This window comes from Nostoc sp. C052 (assembly GCF_013393905.1).
Classification (GTDB): Bacteria; Cyanobacteriota; Cyanobacteriia; order Cyanobacteriales; family Nostocaceae; genus Nostoc.
Genome location: NZ_CP040272.1, coordinates 5,703,075 through 5,716,993, shown reverse-complemented (window position 1 = coordinate 5,716,993; position 13,919 = coordinate 5,703,075). Strand labels below are relative to the sequence as shown.

Annotated in this window: 5 protein-coding genes; 2 read left to right on the top strand and 3 right to left on the bottom strand. The window is 39.3% G+C overall.

The genetic code is table 11. The features are described 5' to 3' along the window. Window positions 1–115 precede the first annotated feature (115 nt). Together FD723_RS23585 and FD723_RS23580 are read right to left on the bottom strand one after the other, a co-directional pair. A complete protein-coding gene (locus tag FD723_RS23585; RefSeq protein ID WP_179067538.1) occupies window positions 116–1,549 on the bottom strand; it encodes an oligosaccharide flippase family protein in 1,434 nt (477 codons plus the stop codon). A 382-nt stretch (window positions 1,550–1,931) separates the two neighbouring features. Next, window positions 1,932–3,371, bottom strand: coding sequence for a sugar transferase (locus FD723_RS23580; RefSeq protein ID WP_179067537.1), 1,440 nt, complete (start codon window positions 3,369–3,371; stop codon window positions 1,932–1,934). A 1,637-nt stretch (window positions 3,372–5,008) separates the two neighbouring features. Here FD723_RS23580 and FD723_RS23575 point away from each other — a divergent pair. Next, a complete protein-coding gene (locus tag FD723_RS23575) occupies window positions 5,009–10,936 on the top strand; it encodes a non-ribosomal peptide synthetase (protein WP_179067536.1) in 5,928 nt (1,975 codons plus the stop codon). A gap of 387 nt (window positions 10,937–11,323) precedes the next feature. Next, a complete protein-coding gene (locus FD723_RS23570; protein ID WP_179067535.1) occupies window positions 11,324–12,505 on the top strand; it encodes an aldo/keto reductase in 1,182 nt (393 codons plus the stop codon). Window positions 12,506–12,572: 67 nt separating this feature from the next. Here the strand turns inward: FD723_RS23570 and FD723_RS23565 are convergent, their stop codons facing one another. Next, window positions 12,573–13,901 carry a hemolysin family protein gene (locus tag FD723_RS23565; protein ID WP_179067534.1) on the bottom strand — a complete coding sequence of 443 codons (1,329 nt, stop codon included), beginning with the start codon at window positions 13,899–13,901 and terminating at the stop codon, window positions 12,573–12,575. Between the last annotated feature and the right edge of the window lie 18 nt (window positions 13,902–13,919).

Sequence of the window (13,919 nt, the reverse complement as noted above, 5' to 3'; positions counted from 1 at the left end):
TAATTTTTGGTTTCTTGATTTTTCTGATTGGAGATATTTATTATTCATTGTTCTATCTATCTTAATTTTTGAAACTAAGTTTGCTATTTTGGAAGCAAGCTTAGTGATTGAAGTTTCATCCCTTTCTTACAAATTTTTCCAAGACAAAATCAATTCCACCTAAAGTATAAATACTCAGGAAACTAACAAATAGCATATAGGAAGAGGTCGAAATAATAAGAGTTAATGAAAAGTCTAAATTAATTTTCTTTAAAATTAAGAATACAGATAGCATTAAAGTGCCGATTACAACAGGACGGCGAATTATTCGCCATAGATTTAATGGAAATAGGAGAGTATAGCTGAAATAAACATACTGACTGAAGGCAATAATAGTCATTAGTAATGCCATGATAGCTGCACCTAGTAACTGATATTGTGAGACTAATGCCACACCTATCAAGCTTCCTAATGTAGTTGTAATCACCACTTCACGTAGGTTGACTATCTCAAAATGATTGGCTACAAGTAGATAGCAGAGTGTGCGTGTGAATGGCAGTAAAAGAAGTGATACAGCACTTATGCTAAGAGCTAAACTTCCTTGAGCAAAGCTAGAGTCATAAACAAAAACAAGTAAATCTTTGCCAAAAAATAACAATCCAAGAAATAAGGGTAATCCCATTGTTAATAGGATTTCAATAAAGCTTTCAGTTATTTGCTGCTGCTTTTGCCGCCCTTGGTCTACTACTTTTGAAAGCCTGGGAAACATTGCTACAGTTATACTGTTGGCAATAATTAAAAAAGGTTGTAGTAGTTGTACTATTCCGCCAAAAAGACCTACTAGAAACTCATTTCCTAACAATGAAAGAATCAATATTTGAATTCTACTACTGACTACAGATATCGCTTCAATAGCAAAAAATGTTCGTGCGCCTTTAATTATATTCCATATAAAAATTCTATCGATCTGCCATTGTATTTTGACGAACCGTGTAATCAGAATCCATTCAACGATCAGAATTAATGTTTCCGAAAAAAATAGTATCGCTCCCAGATATTCAATTCCATACTTCATTTGCATTGCCCAGATCATTATTAGTACGCGTAGGACATACACTGGGACTGTAGCAATAGCAATCAAATGCATCTTTTCTTTAGCTTGGAAAATTGCCTCCGTTACATTGGAAAGTCCAAATGGAATGATGGTTAATCCCATGATGTAGCAAACTGTAGAGGTTTTGGAACTATAGGGAAGTAAAAACACTACAATAACCAATGCCCCATAACTCAAAAAAGTAAATATTAGTTGCAAACAGGTGCCACTAATTAAATAAACTGATGTTTTTTGTGGTTCATTGGCTAGTTCTCTGGTAAACAATGTCTTTAGACCCTGTGAAGCAATGCCCACAAAAATAAAATAGTAACTATATGCTAGTAGATACTGACCTAAAGCCTCAGCTCCTAGAGTACGGGCAATAGCAGCGGTTAATACAAAGGCTGTAATGCTTTGTGTTAACCGATTGACTATCATTGAAAGGGAATTGCTTATTAATTTATACTTTTCTACCATTCTTAATTATTAATTAGCCTATCTAGTTAGTTTTAAATTACCAATACTTATAACATAATCACTTACTTTTTCTGATAAAGCTTTAGAGGTTATTTCTAGCTTTTTTTATGCGTACAATTCATACAATCATTTTTTTGTTTCTATAAATTGCAACTTTGAATGCGGCATTACTTCAGAAAAGATTGTGAAGTTAAAAAATATTTTAAGTGTTGAATGCAAAAGCTTTGATTACTATTAAGCAAATAGTTAACTACTGAAAGTAGGAAAATATAAATTTAATGAGTGAAAAACTTAACTTCACGCTAACGCTAAACTGCAATAGCTATATGAATATGTAAACACTATAATTATTGCTGTCTGCTATGATTGATTTTTTATCAGTTTAGTAGGCACCTTCTTTTTTCAAAACCACCATAACTGTTTTGAGTAGAATTTCAAAATCTAATCCAAGAGACCAATTTTCAATGTAGTTAAGATCAAGGTTTATAACTTGTTCAAAATCTAAAATATCCGAGCGACCTGAAACTTGCCAAAGACCTGTAATACCAGGTAAAACTTCATGTCGAATAAAATGATGTTCAGCAAACTTATCTACATCTCTAGTAGGTAAAGGGCGAGGTCCTACTATACTCATTTCTCCAAGAATAACATTAAAAAGCTGTGGTAACTCGTCTAAGCTGTAACGACGGAGAAACTTACCAACACTAGTAATACGAGGATCATCTTTAATTTTAAAAATAATCCCATCTTTGGTTTCATTTAAAGCTTCTAATTCTTTTTGTAATTTTTCTGCATCAGACCTCATGGTTCGGAATTTCCATACTTTAAACTGTTGACCATGTAAACCTATACGTGTTTGTTTATAAAACACTGTGCCGGGAGAGTCCAGTTTGATAGCTACAGCTATAGCTATGTAGATAGGAAATGATAACATTACAAATAAAGTCGCGAAACCAAAGTCACAACTACGCTTTATCCAAAAATCTTTACCTGTAATTATTGGGCAATCTAAACTCAGACAAGGCATTCCTCCTATTTTGTTAAATTCTACATTTCTATAAATTGGTTTTAATTCCATCGGTAAAATATGTACTTGGATGCCAGATGCTTGAAATAACCAGCACAAAAACATTCTATTTTTTAAAGCATCCCAAGATATAAAAACTTCTGTTACACCTAATTCATTAAGTTGATTCAATGTTTTTTGACGTTGATATCTGTCTAATGAATTAGCATTCGCAGTTCCAGATATTATGTAATGTTTCTCCTTTTTTATAAAGCTAGTAATCTGCTCATGGTCTTGAGGATCAGAAATAATAAATACAGAAGAACGAACTATTTTTTTCTGCTTACGGAGATACTCAAGAGTAATATTTACAGTATATCTACCAGTACAAATAAATAGTATACTTAGCAACCAAGATAATAATATTAATCTTGGATGTGTAATATCAACAACTGGTTTATACAAAAAACAAACAAGGAGTATTAATCCATGAGCAAAAGTTAGCGATTTGATAATATTCAAATAGTCATAGCGTTTTTGACCTTCTCGATAAATACCTTGGACAGCTAGTGAGCCTATTTGAATCCCAATAGTTATTAAAATTGGTAAATAATGACTAGGTATATACCAAGTCAAATGCTCATAATATTGATATCCGGCTAAAACCCAAGCTAAGGATAAAAGAGTATAGTCAACCAAAAATAATGTTGTTAATCTCAACCACCATGAACCTTTACGTACCGTGACAAATGCAGATGCACGTAAATCTAAAGGCACCTCACTCAATTTATTTGTTGCAATGCTCTGATTACTCATAGTTAATAACAATTAGTGTAGTTAAAAGTTGATAGAAATCTATACAAGTGGGGTATCTCACATTTTTCTCTCAAAGAAACCTCTTCTTTATAGTTTACTGTTAACAATTTTCTTCAGACAGAGTAACTTTAATTTCTTGATTAAAAGCATATTCCAGGGTTGGTCTTTCTTCTTGTGGCTACTACCCGAATGCTTAACTTTTGTTGATAATTAGAGCCTGGTTTAGCCCGTAAACATTGAGCTTTGATGCCAAGGAAAAAATTTGTTGTTTAATTAACTTATAGTTAAATAGAATTCCTGATATTCATTAATTAGTAATCAAAACAAGTCAGGTAAAAATATTAGAATTTTAAGGCGTGTAATAAATAGTTAGACTTGCTTTGCTAGACTTTATATTGCAGATTAATGTTTTTACAAGAGATACAATTTATATCTCTTCATAAATCACTGTAGCATGTTTAGCTAGACTAATTCGGTTTTGCTTAGAAGTTTTTTTATTTGCTTACGCATAATTACTGATTCACAAAACTTACATGGATAACATATAACGGAATGCATCAAAAATTTGATTTTTGTAACAAAAATTTACACAACTGAATATTATCGTTGAACTTCGGTTATTTTCATGGGTATATCTAGATAATTGGTAAGCTGTTACGTATACAACTTGCATTGTCAGGGCGCTCATGTTGCCGACCCCACAATCATATTGGAAAAATATTAGTGCAAATTAAAGGCGCAACACCTTAACAGATTAATGAAAAAAATTCTAATGAATAACTGATATATGATATCTATCAGCCTTGTCATGTATGCCTTGTAGGTATTTTACATCTTGAAAGAGAGTCGATTTTTTTTGATACATTTTTTGTCCCTAGATTAAATTTTAGATTTGCTCCAAGAAAAGACTTGTTGCTGAGTGCTAAGTAAAAAATACTGATATCTAATTCCCAGTGCCAGTAGCCATCTCATGTTTTTTGGTGTGTCTACTCTATTATACCTATTGGCTACTTACTTAATTGTTTCAGCAAAATTATAATCATGACTTTACATGATTTTTACATAGAAACAAACACAATGAAGATTTGGTAATAATTATTTTTTTCGTCAGCAATTTTTCGTATAAAAGGATAGAGTCTTTGTAGTTCTATGTCTAAATTAAAATGATTAATATTAATGAAATAAAAATACTTGTCTAATGAAATAAAAATACTTGTTAGCGTAAATATAATAGATATAGGTAGGCAGAGTGATGTTTTCTGGCTGTAAGTAAACTAATGTTAGAATGGAAACTTTTGATTTTAATCATTATCTAAGATTGTAGTAGAAATATGATGATTGTTATACGTTCGTAAATCTATTACCATAAAAAATGCGGATTTGATTTGAAGATGCATATTTATTAATCTGGTATTGCAACTCATAATTCTTATAGTTTATGGAAGTGAAACTATTTGCAGCGTAACGTTTTTAGGGTTAGCTAAGTTTTGTTCCTATAGCTAAAATTTGCTCATATCTCATACAAGAATGTTAATTTGCAAGAACTCAGTATAGAATTTCCTATCAGCACAACTATACAATAAATAATAAATTAAATAAATTAAATGCCATTTCCTGATGGAGTTGATATATAGAAAATGCAGATAAATAGCCAGACTTCAGATTGTAAGCAAAATATCCCGTTAAATACCTTAACTAAAACTAACATCATCAGTACCCAAATTCTACAAGAATGGAATGATACCCCAGTAGTTCATCGTCAGGATCTCTGCATCCACCAAATGTTTGAGATGCAGGTAGAGCGATCGCCCCAAGCAATTGCTGTAGTATGTGAAAATACACAACTTACTTATCGGCAATTAAATCAACAGGCAAATCAACTAGCGCACCACTTACGTGCTTTAGGCGTTGGCCCTGAAGTACTTGTAGGCATTTGCGTGGAGCGCTCCTTGGAGATGATCGTAGGTCTGCTGGGTATTATCAAAGCTGGAGGCGTTTATGTACCTTTAGACCCAGCATATCCCTCAGAACGTTTAGCCTTTATCTTGGAAGACACGCAGACACCAGTGTTGTTAACCCAAGAAAAATTTCTCAATAATCTACCACCGCATCAGGCGCAAGTGGTTTGTCTGGACTCAAACTGGCAAGGGAATATCCAAAACAGTCAAGAAAATCCTGTCAATGAGACGACGGCTGATAATCTCATCTACGTAATCTACACATCTGGCTCTACAGGACAGCCTAAGGGTGTAATGATTTCTCACCGTGGTATCTGCAATCAACTCCACTGGAAGCAAACAACCTTTGGATTAACTCAAGCAGACAAAGTTTTACTGACTATTTCTTTTAGTTTCGACCCCTCCGTGTGGCAGATATTTTGGCCATTGTGCTTTGGAGGGCAGTTATTCATGGCTCGCCCTGGTGGACATCAGGACACTGCCTACCTTGTAAAGGTGATTAGTGAGCAGCAAATTACCGTCCTAGCCTTAGTACCCTCTATACTGCGCGTCTTATTAGAAGAGAAGGGAATTGAGAATTGCCGATTCCTCAGACATATTGTTTGTGGTGGTGAAGCTTTACCTGGCGAACTCCTAGAACGCTTTTTCGCCCAACTGAATTTGGATAATGTTCTGCATAATTGTTATGGGCCAACGGAAGCTTCTATTGATACCACTTTCTGGACTTGCCAGCGCGGAACTAATTATGCAATTGCTCCCATTGGTCGCCCCATTACGAATGCAGAGATTCACATTCTTGATGAAAACTTGCAACCTGTAGCTGTTGGTGAATCAGGCGAACTGCATATTGGCGGTATTGGTCTAGCGCGAGGCTATCTTAACCGTCCAGAATTAACCATAGATAAGTTCATTCTCGACCCTTTTAGCTCTGAACCTGGGGCACGTCTTTACAAAACTGGGGATTTGGCACGTTATTTGAGCGATGGTAATATTGAGTTTCTTGGTCGCATTGACCACCAAGTTAAAATACGTGGCTTCCGAATTGAATTAGGAGAGATTGAAACTATATTAGGTCAACATCCGGCACTGACGCAGACTCTAGTTATAGCTAGAGAAGAAGTGAATGGGGATAAGCAACTTGTGGCATATATTGTTGCCAGTCCAGAGCAAATCCCTAGTCAGTTAGAATTGCGCCGCTTTTTGCAAGGACAGCTACCTGAATATATGGTGCCTAGTTTCTTTGTATTTTTGGACACTCTACCACTAAATCCTAACGGTAAAATAGACCGCCGCGCCTTGCCTGCGCCAGATACATCTGATACTAGGCTGTCAACTAACTTTGTTCCACCTCAGAATTCCACAGAAGAAGTCTTAGCTAACATCTGGGCGAAAGTTTTGCGTCGGGAACAAGTAGGCATCTATGACAATTTTTTTGAATTTGGAGGTCATTCACTGCTGGCTACTCAAGTGATGTCTAGAGTTTGCCAAGCCTTTCAAATAGAAATACCGTTGCAACTCTTATTTGAAAATCCAACGATCGCTACTTTAGCTGAAGCAATTGCCCAAAACCAGACTCAAAAAAATAATCTGCAAAATCAGACTATTCCCCAAATAACCAACCGAGAGTCAGCCCCTTTATCCTTTGCCCAGCAGCGAGTGTGGTTTTTGCAACAGTTGCAACCCGACAGCCGCGCATATATCGTTTCCAATGCACAGAGGTTAAAGGGTAACTTAAATACGAGTGTATTGCAACAGTCACTAGATGCGATCGCTATCCATCATGAGGCACTGCGAACCAACTTTATTACATCACTTGATGGTAGCCCTATACAAGTAATTCGCACGCCTCAGTCAGTGGAACTCAAGGTAATTAAGGTAACACAAGAGCAAGTAGAATATTTCCTTAAGCAAGAGGCGCAACGCCCCTTTAACTTAGAAACCGACTTGATGCTGCGAGCTACCTTGCTGCAAATAGATGAACAGGAGCATATACTTCTGTTGGTCATGCACCACATCGCCTCAGATGGCTGGTCAATAGGAATTCTTTGGCAGCAGTTAGCAGCCGTTTATCAAGCCTTTTTGAGCGGTAAGCCTTCGCCCCTAGCAAAATTGCCCATCCAGTATGCTGATTTTGCTGTTTGGCAACACCAATGGCTATCAGGTGAAATACTCTCAGACCAAATCAACTACTGGAAAACCCAGTTAGCAGGTGCCAAGACTGTATTAGAATTACCAACTGACCGACCACGGCCACCAATCCAAACTTACCAGGGAGCAGTGCAATCCCTGATTATACCGCAATCTTTGAGTGCAGCGCTCAAAGAACTCTCTCGTCGGGAGGGTGTCACTTTATTTATGACATTGCTGGCGGCTTTTGGGACAACACTGCATCGTTACACTGGGCAAGAAGATATTCTCATCGGTTCTCCCATTGCTGGCCGCAACCAAGTTGAAACCGAAGGGTTGATTGGGTTCTTTGTCAATACCCTAGCCATACGCACTAACCTTTCCGGCAACCCAAGTTTCCGGCAGTTACTTAGTCAAGTTCGAGAAGTAACACTAGGAGCATACTCCCACCAACACCTACCCTTTGAAAAGTTAGTAGAAGCACTACAGCCAGAACGAAATCTGAGTCACTCACCACTGTTTCAGGTAATGTTTGCCTTCCACAATACCCCAAGGGAACTTTGGGAACTTCCGGGATTGAACATTACCCCACTAGAAGTTCATAGCGGTGCAGCCAAGTTCGAGCTGACCCTCGATTTAGAAGAAACTTCAGAGGGGATCAAAGGTGGAATTGAATACAACACAGATTTATTTGATGCGACAACGATCGCTAGAATGGTAGGGCATTTCCAAACTTTACTTGAAGGTATTGTTGCCAACACAGAACAGCATATTGCCAATTTGCCTCTGTTAACAGCAGCCGAACGGCATCAGCTACTAGTAGAGTGGAATGATACCCAAACTGACTACGATTTATCTGAATGTCTGCACCAGTTATTTGCAGCGCAGGTAGAGAAAACACCAGATGCGATCGCTGTAAAATTTGCAGACAAGCACCTTACCTACAGTGAACTAAATAGTCGTGCCAACCAACTAGCACACTACTTGCAAACTTGTGGAGTCCAGCCAAATGTATTAGTAGCCATTTGTGTTGAGCGTTCCTTAGAAATGGTTGTCGGACTGTTAGGGATTCTCAAAGCTGGTGGCGCTTATGTACCTCTTGATCCCGAATATCCTCAAGAGCGTCTAGCATATATGCTAGGGGATTGTCAACCTGCGGTGCTGTTAACCCAAAGGGATTTAGTTGATCGTCTGCCTACAAGTAGCCAAAAAGTTTGTCTGGATAGCGACTGGGAAACAATCTCACAACAAAGCAATTGCAATCCTAATTCTAGTGTCCAGCCTCTAGATATAGCTTATGTAATTTATACCTCCGGTTCTACAGGCAAACCCAAGGGCGCGATGAACACCCATCGGGGAATTTGCAATCGCTTAGTATGGATGCAGGATGCTTACAAACTAACTGAAAGCGATCGCGTTCTGCAAAAAACGCCTTTTAGTTTTGACGTTTCAGTTTGGGAGTTTTTCTGGCCCTTATTGACAGGGGCGCGTTTAGTGATGGCTAAACCTGGTGGACAGCGAGATGCGACTTACTTAATCAACACCATCGCCCAAGAAGAAATTACAACACTGCATTTTGTACCCTCCATGTTGCAGATATTTCTAGAAACTAAGGGACTAGAAGGTTGCAAATCTCTAAAACGGGTGTTTTGTAGTGGAGAAGCCTTACCAGTTGATCTCCAGGAGCGGTTTTTTGAGCCGATGGGATGCGAACTACACAACCTCTATGGCCCTACTGAAGCTGCAATTGATGTCACATTTTGGCAGTGTCAAAGAGAGAGTAACTTAAAAAGTGTACCGATTGGCAGAGCGATCGCCAACACTCAACTTTATATCCTCGACTCCCATCTCCAACCAGTTCCGTTAGGTGCGATCGGCGAACTTTATATTGGTGGTATCGGAGTTGCCAAAGGCTATCTAAACCGTCCAGACTTAACAGCCGAGCGATTTATTTCCCATCCCTTTAATGAAGGTGAAAAGCTTTACAAAACTGGAGACTTAGCCCGTTACCTTCACGATGGCAATATTGAATATATCGGTAGAATCGATCATCAGGTAAAAATTCGTGGTTTCCGCATCGAACTTGGAGAAATCGAAGCTTTACTAGCACAGCACCCTACCATACAGCAAACCGTCGTAATTGCGAGAGTCGATCATCTAGAAAACCAGCGACTAGTTGCTTATATCGTTCCTCACCCAGAACAGACACCAAATATAGACGAACTGCGCCATTTCCTCAAACAACAACTACCAGAATATATGGTGCCTAGTGCTTTCGTTTTACTAGACACCTTACCCCTAACCCCCAACGGCAAAATCGACCGCCGCGCTTTACCAGCACCAGACTCAACCAGGCTTGATTCGGAAAACACCTACGTTGCTCCCCGTGATGAATTAGAATTACAACTAACCAAAATTTGGGAACAAATTTTAGGTGTCCAGCCTATCGGTGTTAGGGACAACTTCTTTGAGCTAGGAGGACATTCCATACTAGCAGTAAAACTGTTTTGGCAAATTGAGAAGACATTTAGTAAAAATTTGCCTCTTGCCATTCTGTTCCAGTCAAGTACTGTAGAGGCTCTAGCCAAAATAATCTCCCAAGAAGAAGAAATAGCAGTAACAAACAAGGCTTTAGTAAATACCTTAGACAAATCAAAATCTAGCTGGTCATCTCTGGTAGAAATTCAACCCAACGGTTCCCAACCACCTTTTTACTGCATTCACGGACTGGGTGGGGAAGTTTTATGTTTCCGTGAACTGGCACTGCATCTGGGTTCAGAGCAACCATTCTATGGACTACAGCCACAAGGGCTAGATGGAAAACAGCCTTTCCATACGCGAGTTGAAGACATGGCAACTCACTATATTCAAGAAATTAAGACTCTTCAACCCAATGGGCCTTATTTTCTGGGAGGTTACTCTTTTGGAGGTGTAGTTGCTTTCGAGATGGCTCGACAACTCCAAGAGCAAGGCGAACAAGTTGGTATTCTAGTTCTGTTTGATAGTTGTCGTTTAGGTTATAGCTGGCGAGCGCCATTTCTCAAACGAGTCTTTTTGCATTTAACTAATATAGTTAAACAAGGGCCTATCTACCTTTGGCAAAAAATTGTGAGATGGAGTTATTGGCGTAAGCAGCATCTCCAAAATACATATAACCGTTACTTGGAAGGGGTACTTAGTTTACCGGAAACTGACAAGCATTTAAAAAGTATAGATGCTAATATTCAAGCGGGCAATGAATATACATTTTTACCTTATGTTGGTCAAGCTATCCTCTTGCGGACAGAAGATCAAAATCGAGACGAAGCCATAGGTACACAATACGACCCACAATTTGGCTGGGGCGAATTGGTGGCTGGAGGATTAGATATCCATTACGTTCCTGGATCTCATCTTGACTTACTTAATGAACCCAACGTACAAGTGTTAGCCGAAATATTGAAAAATTGCTTAACCCAGGCGCAGTCCCCAAAAAATTAAGAAGGGTATCTGACAACCTGCCAACTCCTCACAACTCAAAACTGCTGGGATGCTCAACTTTTTAGAGAAGTCGAGCATCCCAGCCTTGCAATTTTTATAAATCAGATAAGATTGCTATAGGGCAATACGCTTGGGTTAAGAAATTTATCCGTAGGGGATGCAGGGGGAAAAAAGCTTATCTAAACCGTGTTGTGCTATAGCGTGAGATAATTACTCTCTGGAACTGGAATACTGGTTAAGTCTAATAACTAAAAGGCTTGACATATCTCATAATGGGATGAATCTTGCTAGTGTCACAAATTGAACAGAGGAAAAGATTGTGCCACTGAAAGCTCGAATGACTGTCGTTTTCAAATTTTAAGTTGCTAAACAATCCACAATCCACTGATGTTATATAGACGATTTGGACGCACCGAATTACAGATGCCAGTGTTTTCCTGCGGTGGCATGAGATATCAGTTCAAATGGGAGGATGTTCCCAATCATGAAATTCCTGCTGATAACCAGGCGAATCTAGAAGCGACAATTAAAAGGGCAGTTGAGGTTGGAATTAATCATATTGAAACTGCTCGTGGCTATGGCACTTCCGAAATGCAATTGGGGAGAATATTACCCAAGTTTCCCCGTGAAAAATTGATTGTTCAGACCAAAATCAGCCCAAAGGCAGATGCGAAAGAATTCCGTGAGACATTTGAACAATCATTGCGAAATCTCCAACTAGATTATGTTGACCTTTTAGGGTTGCACGGTATCAATCATCCTGAGTCGTTAGATGATAGCATCCGTCCCGGCGGTTGTTTGGAAGTAGCGCAGCAGTTGCAAGCAGAAGGAAAAGTTAGATTTATTGGCTTTTCTACACACGGTTCAACAGAGTTAATTGTACAAACAATTAATACCAATCAATTTGATTATGTAAACTTGCATTGGTACTACATTAATCAATGGAATTGGGCAGCAATTGAAGCAGCCAAACGCCACGACATGGGTGTGTTTATTATTAGTCCATCTAATAAAGGCGGTTTGTTATATGAACCTCCACAAAAATTAGTAAATCTTTGCGCTCCGTTGAGTCCAATGGTGTTTAATGATTTATTTTGTTTGAGTCATCAAGAGGTTCATACCCTAAGCATAGGAGCAGCAAAACCACAAGATTTTGATGAACACCTGAAGACTTTAGAATTAATCGATCGGGCATCAGAAATTTTGCCACCAATTATAGCAAAGTTGGAAAAAGAAGCGATCGCTTCTTTGGGAGAAGATTGGGTAAAATCCTGGGAAACAAATCTACCAACCTTTGATCAAACCCCTGGTGAGGTAAATATTCGGGTGATTTTGTGGCTGCGGAATTTAGCGATCGCCTACGATCTGGTAGAGTACGCTAAAATGCGCTACAACCTCCTTGGCAATGGTGGCCACTGGTTCCCCGGCAACAAAGCCGATCGGCTAGACGAATTAGACTTACGGCAATCTATCGCCCGCAATCCTCACGCCGATAAGATCCCCCAACTTCTAAAACAAGCTCATCATCTGTTGGCAGGTGAAGCGGTTAAACGTCTATCTCGCACTTAGAGGGATTGGGGATTGGGAAGAGACAAGGAAGTGACTTTTTCAATAATTCTTCCTTTACCTCCTTTTGTTAATCAGATTTTTTCGTATCTGCTGATTTAACTGCCTTAGGTACGACTAGCACCTTATCAACACGATTACCATCCATATCCATCACTTCAATTCGCATACTTTGCCATTCAAAATGGTCTGCTGCGGCAGGAATACGACCTAAATGGGTGATCACAAAACCACCTAAGGTTTGATAACTGCCGCGTTCCTCTGATTCCCACTCTTCCATACCGAAAAGTTCCAAAAACTCCTCTACAGGCAACATCCCATCCAAAAGCCAAGAACCATCTTCGCGTTGGACAGCTTGGGGTTGATCCTGTCCATCTGTGGAAGGAACATCACCGACAATTTCACTCATAATGTCGTTGAGAGTGACTAATCCTTGAATCACGCCGTATTCATCCACTACTAGCGCCATGTGAGTGATGGTTTGCTTAAACAATTCCAAAACTTTCAAGCCACGGGTGCTTTCTGGCACAAATACAGGCTGTCGTAATCCAATGGTCAAGTCTAGAGGTTCGCCTCGGAAACTTCTGGCTAATAAGTCGGTGACAGGGATAACACCCAGCACATTGTCAAGTCCCCCCTGACAAACTGGATACCGAGAATAGGCACTATCAACCATTTTTTGGCGATTTTCTTCGGCAGAGTCGTCTAAATCTAGCCAGACGATATCAGGACGGGGTGTCATTAAGTAGCTAACAGGGCGATCGCCTAAACGAAAGACTCGCTCTACCATATCCTGTTCAGCTTCCTCAAAAGTTCCCGCTTCAGTCCCTTGCTCAATTAAGATTTTAATCTCTTCTTCAGTGACTTGCGGCTCGGTAGAAGCTGTAATTCCCAGTAATCGCAGGATCAAATCTGTAGAAGCACTTAAGAGAAAGACTACAGGAGAAGCGATCGCCGCCAAGGCTTGCATTGGAATAGCTACAATCGAGGCAATCCTTTCTGGGTTGTTTAATGCCAAACGCTTCGGTACCAATTCGCCGACAATGAGTGAAAAATAGGTAATGAGCAAAACCACTATTCCAAAGGATATCGGTTCACTATAAGGTGCTAATAAGGGGATAAGTCGCACATATATTGCCACTCGGCTAGCAATTGTTGCTCCTCCAAAAGCACCAGTCAGGATACCGATCAGGGAAATACCCACCTGGACGGTTGACAGGAAATGATTTGGAGACTCAGCTAGTTTTAATGCGACCCTTGCCTTAGCGTCTCCTTGATTGGCAAGCTGCTGTAGCCTAACTTTCCGTGCCGAGACAATCGCCATCTCAGACATCGAAAACACGCCATTGGCAATAATTAGCACCAAAATGATTAAAATTTCAAAAGTTATGGAGGACATGTTTAAAATTGCGGTTTA

Coding starts and splice junctions, on each gene's coding strand:
- FD723_RS23585 (WP_179067538.1), bottom strand. CDS start 1,549: ATGGTAGAAAAGTATAAATTAATAAGCAATTCCCTTTCAATGATAGTC.
- FD723_RS23570 (WP_179067535.1), top strand. CDS start 11,324: ATGTTATATAGACGATTTGGACGCACCGAATTACAGATGCCAGTGTTT.
- FD723_RS23580 (WP_179067537.1), bottom strand. CDS start 3,371: ATGAGTAATCAGAGCATTGCAACAAATAAATTGAGTGAGGTGCCTTTA.
- FD723_RS23565 (WP_179067534.1), bottom strand. CDS start 13,901: ATGTCCTCCATAACTTTTGAAATTTTAATCATTTTGGTGCTAATTATT.
- FD723_RS23575 (WP_179067536.1), top strand. CDS start 5,009: ATGCAGATAAATAGCCAGACTTCAGATTGTAAGCAAAATATCCCGTTA.